We start from the raw sequence: 16,672 nt of genomic DNA, 5'->3' as shown, positions 1-16,672 counted from the left end.
AACGATTAGCTCATCATTCGCGCAGGAGGCGTGCGGAGCCCGATCCATCGGCCGGGCCTGCATCACCCGCACAGGACAAGCACCGGCAGCGACCTCTCCGCAAGATGAGGGCCTCGCCTCCCTCACGTCCGACGATGTCGACGCGGGGGTCTCGGCATGAGAACGGGATTCATTCTCAATGACTCCCTAGGCTCCAACCGTGTGAGGACCCCATGAAACTCGTCCAGCGACTGCTGGTGGCACCCGCGGCCCTGGGCCTTCTGGCTCCTGTGGCCGCCGGTGTGGCCGGCAGCGCCAACGCCTCCGAGCTGAACCTGGATGGCGTCGGCGACTACTCCAGCTCCCGTGAGCAGGTCACCAGCATCTCCCAGTTCTCGGACGTCTACCCGACCGACTGGGCCTACCAGGCGCTCTCGAACCTGATCGAGCGCTACGGCTGCGTGGCCGGCTATCCGGACGGCACCTACCGCGGCGGCCGTGCCATGACCCGCTTCGAGGCGGCGGCACTGCTGAACGCCTGCCTGGATCGGATCACCGAGGTGACCGACGAACTCAAGCGCCTGATGAAGGAGTTCGAGAAGGAACTCGCCATCCTCAGGGGCCGCGTCGATGGCCTTGAGGCCCGCGTGGGTGAGCTGGAGGCCACGCAGTTCTCCACCACCACCACCCTCGAGGGTCAGGCCAGCTTCGTGATCGGCGCCAACAGCTTCGGCGGCGATGCCCGCGAGGTGGTGACGATCGTCGATGACGACGGCGGGGTGATCCGCATCGAGCGCGGCGACAAACGCAGCGATCGGGCCGCCGAGGAGTTCGGCGCCACCACCTTCAGCTACGACGTGCAGCTGGCGCTCACCACCAGCTTCACCGGCAAGGATGCTCTGATCACGATCCTGCGGGCCGGCAACTTCGCCGACTCCAGCTTCGGCGGCGCCGGTCCCTCGAGCCTCTCCACCCTGGAGGTGGCCTTCCAGGAGGACGCGGGCCTCGATGTGGTCGGCATCGACCGCCTGATGTACACCTTCCCCATGGGGGACAACTGGACGGTGTGGCTCGGCGGCCGCATCGGTCAGGAGGACATGCTGCCCATCTGGCCCACCGCCTACGCCAGTGACATCACCTCCACCGTGCTGGATGTGACCACCCTTCCCGGCGCGGTGGGTGCCTACAACAAGAACCTCGGGGCCGGCGCCGGCCTCACCTGGGAGAGCGGCGGCTTCGCGGTTCACGCCAACTACGTCTCCGCCAACGCCGACAATGGCAACCCCAATGAAGGGGGCATCGCCACCGATGGCGCCGAGGGAACCGGCACGGTTCAGATCGGCTACCAGGGCGAGCAGTGGGCGATCGCCGCGATCTACTCCTATCTCTCCAAGGGAACCCTGATCCCCCACGGCACCAGCTTCCTGCAGGAGAGCCTGGAGTTCTTCGATGCGCAGGGCACCAACGCCTTCGGCCTCAGCGCCTACTGGCAGCCGGCCGACAGCGGCTGGGTCCCCTCCATCAGCGTGGGCTGGGGCATCAACAGCCACAGCTACGACGGTGGCACCCCCGACGGTGCCGTGACCGAATCCCAGTCCTGGTCAGTGGGCCTGGAGTGGGACGACGTGTTCATCAAGGGCAATGCCTTCGGCATGGCGGTGGGTCAGCCCACCTTCGCCACTGCGCTGGAAGGTGATGACATCACGGCCAAGGACGGCAACTATGTGTGGGAGTGGTGGTACAAGTTCCAGGTGACGGACAACATCACCGTTACGCCGGCGCTCTTCTATCTGAGCCGCCCGCTGGGACAGTTCACCACCGGTGAGAGCTTCAACCAGCTGGGAGGCCTGGTGCGCACCACCTTCGCCTTCTGATCCCTGCACTCAGGTCATGGCCTCCGGTCGTGTCCACGACCGGGCCACCTGCTGGCTGGCCGGGCCCTACGGCCTCACCTGGTGGCCATGGCTCGGCCCGGCGGGAGCCGCCCTGGCCGCGGCCTGCTTCCTGGCGGGGGGCTCTGGCTCTCCCCCGATCTCGACACCCGCTCCCGGGCCCTGCGGCGCTGGGGCCCTCTGGGCTGGATCTGGTGGCCCTACCGCAGGCTGCTGCCGCACCGCTCACCCATCTCGCACGCGCCCCTGCTGGGCACCGCCGGCCGCCTGCTGCTGCTGATCGTCTGGTGCGGAGCCGCCGCCGCCCTGCTCGAGGGGCTGGGCCTGGCCCCGGGTCTGATGGCCCGGCTGGCCGGATGGGCCGCCCGCCTGGGCGACGAGCGCCGCGTCTGGCTGCTCTGCGCGCTGCTGAGCCTGGAGCTCAGCGCCTGGCTGCACCTGCTGCTCGATGGCGACCCCGATTGGCCGCGGCGCCAACGGTGAGAGGCTGGCCGGCAACGATCGCGAGCGAGCATCCATGGCTCCTGAGGTGCCCCCGCAGCAGGCCATGGCCGAGCTGGCGGCGGTGGTAGCCCGCCTGCGGGACCCGGAGCACGGCTGCCCCTGGGACCTGAAGCAGACCCACGCCTCCCTGGTGCCCTACGCCCTGGAGGAGGCCCATGAACTGGCCGACGCCATCCGCCACGGCGACGACGCCCATCTGCGCGAGGAGCTGGGGGATCTGCTGCTGCAGGTGCTGCTCCACAGCCAGATCGCCTCGGAGGAAGGCCGGTTCGATCTGGCCGATGTGGCGCTGGGCCTGCGCGACAAGCTGGTGCGCCGTCATCCGCATGTGTTCGCGCCCGCGGGCGACGACGGGGCGGGCAATCGCGGACACCGCGGCGATGCCGAGGCGGTGCGGCGCAGCTGGGAGGCGATCAAGGCGGCCGAGCGGCAGGCGGCCAGCGGCGACGCTGCAGCGAGCGGCGACCCCGAACGCCGCAGCCCGCTCAGCGACGCCCTGGGCCGCAAGGTGCGGGGCCAGCCCGCCCTGGCCGCGGCCATGACCATCTCCCGCAAGGCCGCCGCGGCCGGCTTCGAGTGGGACGACATGGCCGGGGTGTGGGGCAAGGTGCGGGAGGAAATGGCGGAGCTGGAGGAGGCCGTGAGCAGCGGCGACCGTGCCCACGCCGAAAGCGAGCTGGGCGATGTGCTGTTCACCCTGGTGAACGTGGCTCGCTGGTGCGGGCTCAACCCCGAGGAGGGCCTGGCGGGCACGAACCGGCGCTTCCTCGATCGCTTCTCCCGCGTGGAGGCGGCCCTGGCGGGCGACCTGCAGGGACGCTCTCTCCAGGAGCTCGAGGGCCTGTGGCAGCAGGCCAAGCAGGCGATCCGCTCGGAGGGCGGCGGCACAGCCGGGCCGGACACCGGCGCTGGCGGGAGCTGACGCCGCGGCCGGCTTCACTGGAGAGGTCCCTCTCCCCCACCGGTCCGGCCTCCGTGAGCCTCCCCTCCGCCTCCGCCAGCCACGGCTGGGTCGATGAGATCCACGACGGCGTCCGCTACGGCCTGGCCGGGCGGGTGCTGGTGGAGGAGACCAGCCCGTTCCAGCGGATCAGCGTGATCGAGAGCGCCCGCTACGGCCGGGGTCTGCTGCTGGACGGCCGCTGGATGACCGCCGAACAGCAGGAGCGCCACTACCACGAGGCGATCGTGCATCCGGCCCTCTGCGGCGCCGCCTCGATCGAGCGGGTGCTGGTGATCGGCGGCGGCGATGGCGGCACCGCCCGTGAATGCCTGCGCCACCGCGAGGTGAAGCACCTGGACCTGGTGGAGATCGATGGCCGCGTGGTGGCCCTCAGCCGCGAGCACCTGCCCGCCATCGGCGGCGAGGCCTGGAGCGACGAGCGCCTGCATGTGCACATCGCCGATGGCATCGCCTGGGTGGCCGAGGGGGCGGAGGCCTCCTACGACGTGGTGATCGTGGATGGCTCCGATCCGGCCGGACCGGCGGAGGGGCTGTTCAACCGCGCCTTCCTCAGCCACTGCCGCCGGCTGCTGCGGCCCGGCGGCGTCTTCGCCAGCCAGAGCGAGTCCCCCGAAGCCTTCCGCGAGGTGCACCTGGCCATGGTGCGGCTGCTGCGGGAGCTCTACGGCCACGCCGATCCGCTGTACGGCTGGGTGCCGATGTATCCCAGCGGCTGGTGGAGCTGGACCTTCGCCGCCTGCGACGGTCCCCGCTACCGCAGCCCGCAGCCGGAGCGGGCCGCGGCGGTGGCGGCGGGCTGCCACATCTGGAGCCCCCGCTGGCAGCGGGGCGCGTTCGAGGCGATGCCGGCGGCGATCGAGCGGGAGCTGGCCGCCGAGGAGCCCGGTACAGCCCCTCCTCCGGCCACAACGCTGCCCGGCTTCGATCCGGAGGGGGCGGTGTACATGGGCGCCCGGCGCGACCCGCGTGGCTGCGGGGTGGCCCTGTTCGGGGTGCCCTACGACGGCACCACCTCCTTCCGGCCCGGCGCTCGCTTCGGGCCGGCGGCCGTGCGGGAGGTGAGCCAGGGGCTGGAGACCTACTGCCCCCAGCTGGACCGCGACCTGGAGGACTGCGCCTACGCCGATCTCGGCGCCCTGCCGATTCCGTTTGGGGCACCCGAGCCGGTGGTGGCCGCCGTGGAGGCCGCCACCGGCTCCCTGCTGGACGCTGGCCTCACGCCTCTGATGCTCGGCGGCGAGCACTCGATCACCGCCGGTGCGGTGGCCGCGGCGGTGCGGCGTCACCCGGATCTGGTGGTGGTGCAGCTCGATGCCCACGCCGATCTGCGCGACAGCTGGCTGGGAGCCCGCCACAGCCACGCCTGCGCCATGCGCCGCTGCCTCGACGTGTTGCCGGCGGATCGGTTGCTGCAGGTGGGCATCCGCAGCGGCACCCGGCCGGAGTTCCGCGAGCTGCACCGCAGCGGCCGCCTGGTGCCGGCCTCACCGGCGGACGCGCCCCAGCGCGCCGGCGAGGCGCTCGAGCAGGCCCTGGCGCCCCATGCCGACCGGCCCCTCTACCTCACGGTGGACCTGGACTGGTTCGATCCCTCCGTGATGCCCGGCACCGGCACGCCGGAGCCCGGCGGCTTCCGCTGGAGCCACTTCGCCGCGCTGGTGGAGGTGCTGAAGGGTCGGCGCTGGCTGGGGGCCGACGTGGTGGAACTGGCGCCCCAGCTCGATGGCAGCGGCCAGAGCGCCGTGCTGGCGGCCAAGGTGGTGCGTTCGCTGCTGCTGCTGCTGAGCCCGCCCTCGGACTGAGCCTCAGAACCAGCAGCTGCCGTTGGCCCGCTGCTCCCGCAGGCGGCGGTGCTGCTGGGCCAGCAGCTGGATCACCAGGGTGGGATGCAGGTGCACCAGGTTGAGGAAGTTGAGCCGCTCCACCCGCACCAGCTCCACCGGCGTGGCGGCCACGGCCGAGTTGGTGTGAACGGCGTTGGGCAGCAGGATGTCCTGATACGAGAAGAGATCGCCGGCGCCGTAGCGCATGCGCTGCTGATCCCGTTCCTCCACATCCACCACGCCCCGGCAGATGGCGTAGATGGAGCGCACGTCAGCGCCCTGGCGGAAGATCGGCGTTCCGGTGGGAAAGGCGACCCGCTCACCGGCTGCCCGGTTGAGCATCAGCTCAGCCGCCGTTGCCAGAGCCGGGGAGGAAGTCACGGGCAGGGACGAACAGAGGGGTTGTCTACCCCTGTCTCATTGGAGCACTCAGTGCTCTGTGATGCGCATCAGCTGATGCACACCTGAAACAGGCGACCACGGTTCCGGGGATCAGGTGCTTGCGAACGCCGATTCCAGATCCAGCTGCAGAGGAGCGAGCGGCAGGGCCTGGCTCAGGGCCTCGCGATCGGGAAGCATGGGCAGCCTGGGGCCACGGGGCGTCCAGTGGTGGCACGACACGTCCCCGGCCACCTCGGCATGGATGGGCAGCTGGCGCAGGTTGCAGAAGCCCGGCTCCGGTGAACGCGCCAGGGTGCAATGGCGGCAGCTTCGGCAGCAGGGAATCTGAGGCACTGGACAACTCGGGTGCCGAAAAGGTAAGGGATGCACGCCGCCAGCAACACCCGATCGGCGGAAACCTCCTCCTTCTCTTCGGCAACCCGAACAGAATCGGTAGGAGACCGGCATCCATAGGATTCCCGCCGAGCGACCGGATCACGGCATGGGACTGCGCCACACCCCCTGCACGCCGTGATTCAGGCCAGCGGCGCCCGCCTGGTGCCCTTCGCCGGCTGGGAGATGCCGCTGCAGTTCGCCGGGGTGGTGAAGGAGCACCAGGCGGTGCGCAGCGGCTGCGGCCTCTTCGACATCTCCCACATGGGGGTGCTGCGGCTCACGGGCGAAACCTGCAGCGATCACCTGCAGCGCCTGGTGCCCTCGGACCTGCACCGCATCGGCCCCGGCGAGGCCTGCTACACGGTGCTGATGCAGGCCGACGGCGGCATCCTCGACGACCTGATCGCCTACGACTGCGGCCTGCGGGACGGGCAGAGCGAACTGCTCCTGGTGATCAACGCCGCCTGCGCCGAGGCCGACACCGCCTGGCTGCAGGAGCAGCTGGCACCGCACGGCGTCATGATCACCGATGCCAAGGGGGATGGGGTGCTGCTGGCCCTGCAGGGCCCGCAGGCCGCCGCCCGTCTGGCACCGCTGCTGGGGGAGAGCACCGCCGCGGCCATGGCCGGGCCCGATGGCACACCCCTGGCTGCCCTGCCCCGCTTCGGCCACCGCCAGCTGCGGCTGGAGGGCATCGGCGAGGGGCCGGCCGCCGGGGCCGAGGTGCTGGTGGCCCGCACGGGCTACACCGGCGAGGACGGCTTCGAGCTGCTGCTGCCCTCGGGCGAGGCGGGCACCGCCCTCTGGCAGCGGCTCACCGAATCCGGCGTCGAGCCCTGCGGTCTGGGCGCACGCGACACGCTGCGTCTGGAGGCGGGCCTGCACCTCTACGGCTCCGACATGGACCGCTCCACCAGCCCCCTGGAGGCCTCGCTCGGCTGGCTGGTGCACCTGGAGATGCCCGAAGCCTTCGTCGGACGCGACGTGCTGGAACGGCAGACGGCCGAGGGGCTTGAGCGGCGGCTGGTGGGCCTGAGCCTGGAGGGGCGCGCCATCCCCCGGGCCGGCTACAGCGTGCGGGCCGGCTGCGGCAGCGACGATGCCGTTGTGGGCCGGGTCACCAGCGGTAGCTGGTCTCCCACCCTGCAGTGCGGCATCGCCATGGCCTACGTGCCCCCCGCCCTGGCGCGGCCCGGCACGGAGCTGGCGGTGGAGATCCGCGGCACACCCCAGCCGGCGCGGGTGGTGCGCCGCCCCTTCCTGCGGCGGTAAATCGCTGTGGGACACTCCCTTCCTGTCCCCGAGCCCCCCACGATGCGCAGCCACGGATGCGGCGATCTGCGCCCAGCCGCCATCGATCAGGAGGTGAGTCTCTGCGGCTGGGTGGATCGCCGCCGCGACCACGGCGGGGTGATCTTCATCGATCTGCGCGACCGCAGCGGCACCGTGCAGATCACCGTGGACCCGGACCAGGGCGCCGAGCTGTTCGCCACCGCCGAGCACCTGCGCCAGGAGACGGTGCTGCAGGTGAGCGGCCGGGTGCGGAGCCGTCCGGAGGAGGCGATCAACCCCCGCATCGCCACCGGCCAGATCGAGGTGCTGGCCGCCGGCCTCACCGTGCTCAACGCCGTCAGCGGCACCCTGCCCTTCAGCGTCTCGGTGCACGACGAGGAGACGGTGCGCGAGGAGCTGCGCCTGCGCCACCGCTTCCTGGATCTGCGCCGCGAGCGCATGGCCCGCAACCTGCGCCTGCGCCACACCACGGTGCAGACCTGCCGCCGCTACCTGGAGGACGCCGGCTTCATCGAGGTGGAGACCCCGGTGCTCACCCGCTCCACGCCGGAGGGAGCCCGCGACTACATCGTTCCCTCGCGCGTCTGCGGTGGTGAGTGGTTCGCCCTGCCCCAGTCCCCCCAGCTGTTCAAGCAGCTGCTGATGGTGGGCGGGGTGGAGCGCTACTACCAGGTGGCCCGCTGCTTCCGCGACGAGGACCTGCGGGCCGACCGGCAGCCGGAGTTCACCCAGCTGGACATGGAGATGAGCTTCATGGACCAGGAGGAGATCCTCGCCCTGAACGAGGGCCTGATCCGTGCCGTGTGGAGGGCCGTGAAGGGGGTTGAGCTGCCCGATCCCTTCCCGAGGCTGACCTGGCAGGAGGCGATGGACCGCTACGGCACCGACCGGCCCGACACCCGCTACGGCATGGAGCTCACCGACGTGAGCGATCTCGTGCGCGACATCGGCTTCAAGGTGTTCAGCGGCGCCGTGGCCGCCGGTGGCGCGGTGAAGTGCATCGCCGTGCCCGGCGGCAACGACGCCATCAGCAACGTGCGGATCAAGCCCGGCGGCGATGTGTTCGCCGAGGCCCAGGCCGCCGGCGCCGGTGGCCTGGCCTTCATCCGCGTGCGCGAAGGCGGTGAGATCGACACGATCGGCGCCATCCGCGACTCCCTCACCGGCGAGCGCCGCGCCGAGCTGCTGGAGCGCAGCGGCGCCGAGCCCGGCACCCTGCTGCTGTTCGGGGCGGGCGACACCGCCACGGTGAACAAGGCGCTCGACCGGGTGCGTCAGTTCCTGGCGCGCCAGCTGGGGCTGGTCCCGGCCGACCGGGACAACGACCTCTGGCACTTCCTCTGGGTGGTGGACTTCCCGATGTTCGAGCTCAACAGCGACGAGAACCGCCTCGAGGCCCTGCACCACCCCTTCTGCGCCCCCAACCCGGAGGATCTCGGCAGCGACCCGCAGCGCTGGTCCGAGACCCTTCCCACCGCCCGGGCCCAGGCCTACGACCTGGTGCTCAACGGCCTCGAGCTGGGCGGCGGCTCGCTGCGCATCCACGACAGCGCCCTGCAGCAGCAGGTGCTGGAGACCGTGGGCCTCTCGGCGGAGGAGGCCCGCAGCCAGTTCGGCTTCCTGATCGACGCCCTGGCCACCGGCGCCCCGCCCCACGGAGGCCTGGCCTTCGGGCTCGACCGTCTGGTCATGCTGCTGGCGGGAGAGGAGTCGATCCGCGACACGATCGCCTTCCCCAAGACCCAGCAGGCCCGCTGCCTGATGACCCAGGCGCCCGCCGCCGTCAGCGACGGCCAGCTCGAGGAGCTGCATGTGGCCAGCACCTGGACGCCGCCGGAATGACCCTCAGCCGCCGCCGGCCGGGCAGCTGACCGTGGCCGCCGGCGGCCCTAGACCGGAGGGGAGCATGCCTCGCCGGGCAGGACCCTTCATGAGCATCAGCGCCCCCGCCATCAACATCGGCATCCCCGAAGCCCAGCGGCAGGAGATCGCCGACGGCCTCAGCCGTCTGCTGGCGGATACCTACGTACTCTACGGCAACACCCACGGTTTCCACTGGAACGTGACCGGGCCGATGTTCAACACGCTGCACCTGATGTTCATGGAGCAGTACACCGAGCTCTGGAACGCCCTCGATGTGATCGCCGAGCGGATCCGCGCCCTCGGCTGCCCGGCGCCCTTCGGCGGTCGCATCCTCTCCGCTCTGGCCAGCGTGGAGGAGGCCGACACCCACCCGGCGGCCCTGGCCATGGTGCGGCAGCTGGTGGAGGGGCATGAGGCGGTGGCCCGCACCGCCCGGCAGGTGTTCGCGGTGGCCGAGGCTGCCAACGATCAGCCCACGGCCGACCTGCTCACCCAGCGGCTGCAGATCCACGAGAAGACGGCCTGGATGCTGCGCAGCCTGCTGGAGGGCTGAGCCGGCCATGCCGAAGCTGTTCCTACAGTCGAGCCGGGTGCGATGAGCAACGCGCCGGCCGCCGTGAGCAACGCGCCATGAGCAAATTCGTCTTCGTCACCGGCGGGGTGGTCTCCAGCATCGGCAAGGGGATCGTGGCGGCCAGCCTGGGACGGCTGCTCAAGTCGCGCGGGTACAGCGTTTCGATCCTCAAGCTGGACCCGTACCTGAACGTGGACCCCGGCACCATGAGCCCCTTCCAGCACGGGGAGGTGTTCGTCACCGAGGACGGCGCCGAGACCGACCTGGACCTGGGCCACTACGAGCGCTTCACCGACACGGCCATGTCGCGCCTCAACAGCGTGACCACCGGCTCGGTGTATCAGGCGGTGATCAACAAGGAGCGACGCGGCGACTACAACGGCGGCACCGTGCAGGTGATCCCCCACATCACCGCCGAGATCCGCGAGCGCATCCACCGGGTCGCCGCCAACAGCAACGCCGACGTGGTGATCACCGAGATCGGCGGCACGGTGGGCGACATCGAATCCCTGCCCTTCCTCGAGGCGATCCGGGAATTCCGCGACGACGTGGCCCGCCGCGATCTGGCCTACATCCACGTCACGCTGCTGCCCTACATCGGCACCTCGGGCGAGATCAAGACCAAACCGACCCAGCACTCGGTGAAGGAGCTGCGCTCGATCGGCATCCAGCCGGATCTGCTGGTCTGCCGCAGCGACCGCGACATCAGCGATGAGCTGCGCCGCAAGATCGGCGGCTTCTGCGGCGTGTCCACCCGGGCTGTGATCCCGGCCCTCGATGCCGACAGCATCTACGCCGTGCCCCTCACCCTCGAGGAGCGGGGCCTCTGCCGGGAGGTGCTGCAGGTGATCGACCTGCCCGATCACGAGAGCGAGATGGGGGCCTGGGCCCAGCTGGTGCACAAGCTGCGCCATCCCGGCCCGCCGGTGACCGTGGCCCTGGTGGGCAAGTACGTGCAGCTCAACGACGCTTACCTCTCGGTGGTGGAGGCCCTGCGCCATGCCTGCCTGGCGCAGGACGCCTCCCTCGACCTGCACTGGGTCTGTGCCGAGCAGATCGAGAGCGACGGCCCCGAGGCTCTGCTGCAGGGCATGGATGCGGTGGTGGTGCCCGGCGGCTTCGGCAACCGGGGTGTGGACGGCAAGGTGGAGGCGATCCGCTGGGCGCGGGAGCAGCGGGTGCCCTTTCTCGGGCTCTGCCTCGGCATGCAGTGCGCCGTGATCGAGTGGGCCCGCAACGTGGCCGGCCTGGTGGGGGCCAGCAGCGCCGAGCTCGAGCCGGGCACACCCCATCCGGTGATCCACCTGCTGCCGGAGCAGCAGGACGTGGTGGACCTGGGCGGCACCATGCGCCTGGGGGTCTACCCCTGCCGGATCGGGGCCGGCACCCTGGCCGAGCGGCTCTACGGGCGCGAGGTGATCTACGAGCGGCACCGGCACCGCTACGAGTTCAACAACGCCTACCGCAACCTGTTCCTGCAGTCGGGCTACGCCATCAGCGGCACCTCACCGGATGGCCGCCTGGCGGAACTGGTGGAGCTGCGCGATCACCCCTACTTCACGGCCTGCCAGTTCCATCCGGAGTTCCTCTCCCGCCCCGGCAGCCCCCACCCCCTGTTCCTGGGCCTGATCGCCGCGGCCCAGCAGCGCCACAGCGCTCTGGCGGCGGGAACGGACCCCGCGGCACAGGCCGCGGCGGCGCACGCGACGGCCGACCTCGCCCCCTCCACCCCATGAGAACCGGCCTTCCCCTGACGGGGGCGGCCTGCCTCCCGGTGGTGGAGACCTTCCACTCGATTCAGGGCGAGGGGCTGCACGGCGGCCGCAGCGCCTTCTTCATCCGCCTGGCGGGCTGCCGCGTCGGCTGCCCCTGGTGCGACACCAAGCACTCCTGGCCCCAGGAGGCCCACGACCGCCGGCCGCTGCCGGAGCTGGGGCGGGACGCCCGGAAGGCCGCACGCGACGGCGCGGCCTTCGTGGTGATCACCGGCGGCGAACCGCTGCACCACGATCTCGGGCCCCTCTGCCGTGAGCTGGAGCAGGCCACCCATCTGCCGCTGCACCTGGAGACCAGCGGCGTGGATCCCCTCAGCGGCCGCTTCGCCTGGATCACCCTCTCCCCCAAGCGGCACCGCCCGCCCCTGGACGGCCTGCTGGCGGCCTGCCAGGAGCTCAAGGTGGTGGTGCACGATCCGGAGGATCTGAGCTTCGCCGAGGCCATGGCGGCGCGGGCGCTGGCCCTCAGGGCCGCTGAAGCTGATCCGCCGGCCCTGCTGCTGCAGCCGGGCTGGCAGAGCGAGGCCGGCACCGCCCTGGCCCTGGGCCATGTGCGCAGCCATCCGGCCTGGCGCCTGAGCCTGCAGCAGCACAAGAGCCTGGGGGTGCGCTGATGGGGCAGGGGCGCTGGCGGCGGTTTCTGGCCCTCGACCTGCTGCTGGGGGGCGTGTTCGCGGGGCTGGCCGTGGCCACCCATGTGCTGGAGCAGAACCACATCCGCACCACCACCATCGCCCGGCTCGATGGCGAAGCCACCGAACTGGCCTCAGCGATCGAGCGCTCGGTGCGGGATGCGGTGCTGAGCAAGGGAGGGTTGATCTCCATGCTCGCCCACCATCCCTTGATGTCCTTCAGCGCCTTCCAGGAGCTGGCCGGGCAGGCGTCCCTCAATCCAGGGATGATCTTCATTGAGTGGCAGCCGCTGGTGCCCGCCGCCGAGCGGGCCGCCTTCGAGCAGCGGGTGCGCCGGCAGGGCGGCGTCCTGAGCGACTTCCGCCTCTGGGAGGAGAGCGAGGCCGGGCCGATCCCCGCCCGCCCACGCGATCCGCACGTGCCGGTGCTCTACGTGATCGCCAACTTCGAGGGCGACACCACCCTCGGGCTCGATCTGGCCTTCTCACCCGAACGGATGGAGTCGAAGTGGCAGGCCCGGGATACGGGTCAGCCGGTGGCCTCCGGCCTGTTCCCCGTGATCCGCTGGCCCGATGACCCCACTTCTCCGATCGGCTTCGCCATCACCGCGCCTGCCTTCGACGATGGCATCGTGCCGACGGGGCTGGAGCAGCGGCGCCAGAACCTGGAGGGTTTCCTCGCTCTGGTGTTCGATCTCGCGGTGCTGTTGGAGGCGGAGCTTCTCGCGATGCGCGCCAAGGGCCTGAACGTGCGCATCAGCGAGGAGGGCTGCCCCGATGCCCCCTGCCTCGACGAGCGCGTCGGCGAGCCGGTGGGCGAGCCGGCCCTGGCGCGAGCGATGGTCTACGGCACGCCCTGGAGCGTGGAGCTCTCCGCCACCGAGGCGTTCCTGAGCGCCACGATGAATCGCTTCGCCCGCCACCTGGCCTGGATGGTGGCGGGGGTGGGGGCGGTGGTGATGGTGTTCACGGTGCTGCAGCAGCGCTCCATGCTCCAACTGAGCGCGGCCCGCCAGGCCCTCAGCCGCACCAACCGCGAGCTGGAGGCCTCCGAGGAGCAGCTGCGGGAGCTCTCGCGCCACGACCCCCTCACCAACCTGTTCAACCGGCGCGCCTTCATGGAGCGGCTGAACACGGAGCTCACCCGCAGCCGCCGCTACGGCCTGCCCCTCGCTCTGCTCATGGTCGATCTCGACCACTTCAAGCGCGTCAACGACAGCTGGGGCCACCTCACCGGCGATGCCGTTCTGGTGCGGCTCTCCCGTCTGCTTCGGGAGACCATGCGCGGCAGCGATGTGGTGGCCCGCCTCGGTGGGGAGGAGTTCGTGATCCTGCTCAATCACACCGACACCGCCGAAGCCCTGGCGATCGCGCAGCGCCTGCTTGAGGACGCCCGCGGCCTGGTGCACCGTCCCGCCTGCCAGCCGGTGCCGGTGGGCGGAGGCCCGGCCGGCGGCGAGGAGGAGTTCCGGGTCACCCTCAGCATCGGCATCGTCATGGCCCTCCCGGATGCCGACGCACTGGCTCTGATCGATCTGGCCGACCGGGCCCTCTATGCCGCCAAGGACGGCGGACGCGACCGGGTGGTGCTGCACCGCGAGGGCTCTGAGCCACCAGGATCCCCGGCATGACCGCAGCTGCCACTTCCGCCCCGGGTCCGGCCGGCACCGCCGTGGCCCTTCTCTCGGGCGGCCTGGATTCCGCCACCGCCGCCGCCCTGGCCCTGGAGGACGGGCAACGGGTGATCGGCCTCTCCTTCGACTACGGCCAGCGCCACCGGCGCGAACTGGAGGCCGCCGCCGTGGTGGCCGGGAGCCTCGGGCTGGCCGAGCACCACACCATCCGGGTGGATCTGGCCCGCTGGGGCGGCTCCTCCCTCACCGATGCCGCCATGGCCCTGCCCCAGCAGGGCGTGGAGGCCGGGCGCATCCCCAGCACCTACGTGCCGGGCCGCAACACCGTGTTCATCGCCATCGCCCTGAGCCTGGCGGAGGCGCGCGGCGCCGGCCGCCTCGTGCTGGGGGTGAACGCCATCGACTACTCAGGCTATCCCGACTGCCGTCCCGACTACCTGGAAGCCTTCCAGCACCTGGCGAACCTCAGCAGCAAGGCCGGCCGGGAGGGACACGCGCCGCGCCTCTGGGCGCCCCTGGTGCAGTGGAGCAAGACCCGCATCGTGCAGGAGGCCCTGCGCCTGAATGTGCCGATCGCCAGCACCTGGAGCTGCTACAGCGGCGGCAGCGAACCCTGCGGTCTCTGCGACAGCTGCCGCATCCGCGATGCGGCCCTGATCGAGGCCGGACGCCCGGATCTGGCCAGCCCGCGGGCCCGGCGGGCCCTCGAGGCCGGGTGAGCGGCGACCTGAGCCGCGAGGCCCTGCCCTGGCGCCCGCCGGAGGAGCTGGTGCCACAGCTGGCGCAGGCCTTCGGCCGCGACGGGCTCAGCTGGCTCGATGGCGACGGCAGCCCCCTGGGCCGCCGGGCCGTGGTGGGCCTCCGGCCCGAGGAGACTCTGCTGTGCGAGGGCCTGCCCGGCAGCCCCGGCGCCCGCAATCCCTTCGCCCTGCTGGCCGAGCTGGTCGGCAGTGGCGAGCGCTGGCTGGCCTGGCTGGCCTACGAGGCCGGCGCCTGGGTGGAGCCGGCCGAGCACTGGCAGAGCCCCCGGCTGCCGGTGCTGCGGGCCTGCCGGCATGACGCACTGCTCCACTTCGACCTGGCCGAACGCACGCTGCAGCTGGAAGGCCGGCCGCAGGCCCTGCGCCGCTGGCGGGAGCCGGTCCGGGAGCTGCTGGAGACCCGGCCGGTCCCGCCGCCCGCCGAGCCGGCCATCCCGCAGGAGGCCTGGCAGTGGCTCACCCCGCCCGAGCGCTTCCGGGAGCAGGTGGGCCAGCTGCGACAACTGATCGCCGCCGGGGATCTGTTCCAGGCCAATCTCACCGCCTGCCGGCGCGCCGAACGGGCGCGGCCTCCCGACCCGCTGGCCCTCTATCTGCGGCTGCGGCGGCGCTGCCCCGCCCCCTTCTCCGGCCTGATGGTGAGCGGCGAGCACGCCGTGCTCTCCACCTCGATGGAGCGGTTTCTGCAGGTGAGCGCCACGGGGCAGGTGGAGACCCGGCCGATCAAGGGCACGCGGCCCCGGGCCGCCGACCCGATCGCCGATGCCGATGCGGCCGCCGAGCTGGTCTGCAGCCCGAAGGACCGGGCCGAGAACGTGATGATCGTGGATCTGATGCGGCACGACCTCGGCCGGCTCTGCCGGCCCGGCAGCATCCGCGTCCCCCAGCTGGTGGGGCTGGAGAGCTACGCCCGCGTGCATCACCTCACCTCGGTGGTGCGGGGCGAGCTCGCCGCTGGCCACGCCGCCGCCGCGCTGCTGCGGGCCTGCTGGCCGCCCGGTTCCATCAGCGGGGCTCCGAAGATCCGGGCCTGCCAGCGGCTCAACGAGCTGGAGCCGATCGCCCGGGGCCCCTACTGCGGCAGCTTCCTGCTCTGCAACGGCGACGGCAGCCTCGACAGCAACGTGCTGATCCGCAGCGTGATGGTGCAGGGCCGCCACCTGCAGGCCCATGCCGGCTGCGGCATCGTGGCCGACTCCGATCCGTCCGCCGAAGCCCGCGAGCTGGAGTGGAAACTCCAGCCCCTGCTGGACGCGCTGGCCGCTGACGCGTGAGCGCTGCACCGCCGGCCCCCATCGCCTGCCTCCTGCAGGAGGACGGCTCCGAGCTCTGGGGACCACCGCACCAGCTGACCCTGCCGCTGGATGAGCGGGGCCTGCTCCTGGCGGACGGCGTGTTCGAAACGGTGCTCGTGCTGGAGGCAAGGCCCCAGCTGCTGGAGGCCCACCTGCGGCGCTGGCGGGCCGGTGCCACCTTTCTGAGGCTGCCCCAGCCCCCGGGAGCCTCCGTCATCGGGGCGCTGCTGGCGGAGGCGGTGCGCCGCAGCGGCATCCGCAACGGTGCCCTGCGGCTGAACTGGAGCCGGGGCGGCGGCGGCCGCGGGCTGCTGCCGGCCGAGGCCGGATCGGGGCGGTCCCGCTTCTGGCTGCAGCTCAGCCCCGCGCGTCCCAGCCACGATCCGGTGCGGCTGGTGCTCAGCCGGCTGCACTGCCGCAACGGCCACAGCCCACTGAGCCGTCACAAGTGCTTCGCCTACACGGGCAGCGTGCTGGCTCGCCTCGAAGCGCGCAACGCCGGAGCGGACGACGCCCTGCTGGCCAGCAGCCGTGGTGGCATCGCCTGTGCCACGGCGGCGAACGTGCTGGTGGCGGATCCCGGGCGGCGGGGCAGCGAGGCCGGCTGGCTGACGCCGCCCCTCAGCAGCGGCTGCCTGCCGGGTGTGATGCGGGGCCGGGCCCTGCAGCTGGGTCTGGCCCGGGAAGCGGCGCTCACGGCCGCGCAGGTGCTGCGGGGACCCACCCTGCTGCTCAACAGCCTGGGCTGCCGGCCGCTGGGGTGCAGCCCGGCGCTGGCTCACCGGCTGTTCGGGCTCCTGCTGCGGGACGAGGGAGCCGCTTTGCCAGGATCCGCCGAAGACGCCGGGGACAGCCGGGATGGGGAATGACACACGGTTGCCGCGCCTCGGCGCCAGCCTCACGGGC

15 protein-coding genes and 1 pseudogene are annotated in these 16,672 nt (G+C 71.7%); 14 read left to right on the top strand and 2 right to left on the bottom strand.

Annotation, left to right across the window (positions count from 1 at the left end; translation table 11 throughout):
- Window positions 1-212 precede the first annotated feature (212 nt).
- The 5 genes and pseudogenes from EVJ50_RS10925 (at window position 213) to speB (ending at window position 5,141) form a co-directional block, all read left to right on the top strand.
- A complete protein-coding gene (locus tag EVJ50_RS10925; RefSeq protein WP_150883979.1) occupies window positions 213-1,853 on the top strand; it encodes an iron uptake porin in 1,641 nt (546 codons plus the stop codon).
- Between the two features lie 87 nt (window positions 1,854-1,940).
- Entirely contained in the window at window positions 1,941-2,354 is a 414-nt protein-coding gene (locus tag EVJ50_RS10920) for a DUF2227 family putative metal-binding protein (RefSeq protein WP_370455492.1), read from the top strand.
- Between the two features lie 34 nt (window positions 2,355-2,388).
- Window positions 2,389-3,297 carry a nucleoside triphosphate pyrophosphohydrolase gene (gene mazG / locus EVJ50_RS10915; protein WP_150884992.1) on the top strand — a complete coding sequence of 303 codons (909 nt, stop codon included), beginning with the start codon at window positions 2,389-2,391 and terminating at the stop codon, window positions 3,295-3,297.
- Window positions 3,298-3,350: 53 nt separating this feature from the next.
- Window positions 3,351-4,208, top strand: a pseudogene (gene speE, locus EVJ50_RS15115) (polyamine aminopropyltransferase); the annotation flags it as partial.
- A gap of 75 nt (window positions 4,209-4,283) precedes the next feature.
- Window positions 4,284-5,141 carry an agmatinase gene (speB, locus tag EVJ50_RS10910; RefSeq protein WP_225323200.1) on the top strand — a complete coding sequence of 286 codons (858 nt, stop codon included), beginning with the start codon at window positions 4,284-4,286 and terminating at the stop codon, window positions 5,139-5,141.
- A 3-nt stretch (window positions 5,142-5,144) separates the two neighbouring features.
- Here the strand turns inward: speB and EVJ50_RS10905 are convergent, their stop codons facing one another.
- Together EVJ50_RS10905 and EVJ50_RS10900 are read right to left on the bottom strand one after the other, a co-directional pair.
- Entirely contained in the window at window positions 5,145-5,543 is a 399-nt protein-coding gene (locus EVJ50_RS10905; RefSeq protein ID WP_225322905.1) for a cyclic nucleotide-binding domain-containing protein, read from the bottom strand.
- Between the two features lie 111 nt (window positions 5,544-5,654).
- Window positions 5,655-5,897, bottom strand: coding sequence for a hypothetical protein (locus EVJ50_RS10900; RefSeq protein ID WP_150883977.1), 243 nt, complete (start codon window positions 5,895-5,897; stop codon window positions 5,655-5,657).
- A gap of 177 nt (window positions 5,898-6,074) precedes the next feature.
- On the opposite strand from EVJ50_RS10900, the gene gcvT reads away from it, so the two are divergent.
- From gcvT to EVJ50_RS10855, 9 genes are all read left to right on the top strand, one after another.
- Window positions 6,075-7,211 (top strand): glycine cleavage system aminomethyltransferase GcvT, encoded by a 1,137-nt coding sequence (gcvT, locus tag EVJ50_RS10895; RefSeq protein ID WP_370455491.1) that lies wholly within the window; start codon window positions 6,075-6,077, stop codon window positions 7,209-7,211.
- Between the two features lie 42 nt (window positions 7,212-7,253).
- Window positions 7,254-9,074, top strand: a complete 1,821-nt coding sequence (gene aspS / locus EVJ50_RS10890) for an aspartate--tRNA ligase (protein ID WP_150883973.1) — start codon at window positions 7,254-7,256, stop codon at window positions 9,072-9,074.
- 88 nt (window positions 9,075-9,162) lie between these two features.
- Window positions 9,163-9,648 carry a Dps family protein gene (locus tag EVJ50_RS10885; protein WP_150883971.1) on the top strand — a complete coding sequence of 162 codons (486 nt, stop codon included), beginning with the start codon at window positions 9,163-9,165 and terminating at the stop codon, window positions 9,646-9,648.
- A 77-nt stretch (window positions 9,649-9,725) separates the two neighbouring features.
- Window positions 9,726-11,405 (top strand): CTP synthase, encoded by a 1,680-nt coding sequence (locus EVJ50_RS10880; RefSeq protein WP_150883969.1) that lies wholly within the window; start codon window positions 9,726-9,728, stop codon window positions 11,403-11,405.
- Entirely contained in the window at window positions 11,402-12,058 is a 657-nt protein-coding gene (locus tag EVJ50_RS10875) for a 7-carboxy-7-deazaguanine synthase QueE (protein ID WP_150883967.1), read from the top strand. Before EVJ50_RS10880 ends, EVJ50_RS10875 begins: the two co-directional genes overlap by 4 nt.
- Complete coding sequence (locus EVJ50_RS10870; RefSeq protein ID WP_150883965.1) at window positions 12,058-13,707, top strand: diguanylate cyclase; 1,650 nt, start codon at window positions 12,058-12,060, stop codon at window positions 13,705-13,707. The genes EVJ50_RS10875 and EVJ50_RS10870 overlap by 1 nt, the downstream gene beginning before the upstream one ends.
- Entirely contained in the window at window positions 13,704-14,429 is a 726-nt protein-coding gene (queC, locus tag EVJ50_RS10865) for a 7-cyano-7-deazaguanine synthase QueC (RefSeq protein WP_150883963.1), read from the top strand. Before EVJ50_RS10870 ends, queC begins: the two co-directional genes overlap by 4 nt.
- On the top strand, window positions 14,426-15,745 hold the full coding sequence (locus tag EVJ50_RS10860) for an anthranilate synthase component I family protein (protein WP_225322904.1): 1,320 nt from the start codon (window positions 14,426-14,428) through the stop codon (window positions 15,743-15,745). Before queC ends, EVJ50_RS10860 begins: the two co-directional genes overlap by 4 nt.
- Window positions 15,742-16,635 (top strand): aminotransferase class IV, encoded by an 894-nt coding sequence (locus EVJ50_RS10855; RefSeq protein ID WP_225322903.1) that lies wholly within the window; start codon window positions 15,742-15,744, stop codon window positions 16,633-16,635. The genes EVJ50_RS10860 and EVJ50_RS10855 overlap by 4 nt, the downstream gene beginning before the upstream one ends.
- The last annotated feature ends 37 nt before the right edge of the window (window positions 16,636-16,672 follow it).

This window comes from Synechococcus sp. RSCCF101, from assembly GCF_008807075.1.
Taxonomy (GTDB): Bacteria; Cyanobacteriota; Cyanobacteriia; order PCC-6307; family Cyanobiaceae; genus RSCCF101.
The sequence above is the reverse complement of the archived record's forward strand: the minus strand, read 5'-3'. Positions and strand labels throughout refer to the sequence as shown.

Bases quoted from the DNA above. Each gene is read 5' to 3' on its own strand.
- mazG (WP_150884992.1), top strand. From the start codon at position 2,389: ATGGCTCCTGAGGTGCCCCCGCAGCAGGCCATGGCCGAGCTGGCGGCG.
- EVJ50_RS10870 (WP_150883965.1), top strand. From the start codon at position 12,058: ATGGGGCAGGGGCGCTGGCGGCGGTTTCTGGCCCTCGACCTGCTGCTG.
- EVJ50_RS10880 (WP_150883969.1), top strand. From the start codon at position 9,726: ATGAGCAAATTCGTCTTCGTCACCGGCGGGGTGGTCTCCAGCATCGGC.
- EVJ50_RS10875 (WP_150883967.1), top strand. From the start codon at position 11,402: ATGAGAACCGGCCTTCCCCTGACGGGGGCGGCCTGCCTCCCGGTGGTG.
- EVJ50_RS10920 (WP_370455492.1), top strand. From the start codon at position 1,941: ATGGCTCGGCCCGGCGGGAGCCGCCCTGGCCGCGGCCTGCTTCCTGGC.
- EVJ50_RS10885 (WP_150883971.1), top strand. From the start codon at position 9,163: ATGAGCATCAGCGCCCCCGCCATCAACATCGGCATCCCCGAAGCCCAG.
- queC (WP_150883963.1), top strand. From the start codon at position 13,704: ATGACCGCAGCTGCCACTTCCGCCCCGGGTCCGGCCGGCACCGCCGTG.
- EVJ50_RS10925 (WP_150883979.1), top strand. From the start codon at position 213: ATGAAACTCGTCCAGCGACTGCTGGTGGCACCCGCGGCCCTGGGCCTT.
- aspS (WP_150883973.1), top strand. From the start codon at position 7,254: ATGCGCAGCCACGGATGCGGCGATCTGCGCCCAGCCGCCATCGATCAG.
- speB (WP_225323200.1), top strand. From the start codon at position 4,284: ATGGGCGCCCGGCGCGACCCGCGTGGCTGCGGGGTGGCCCTGTTCGGG.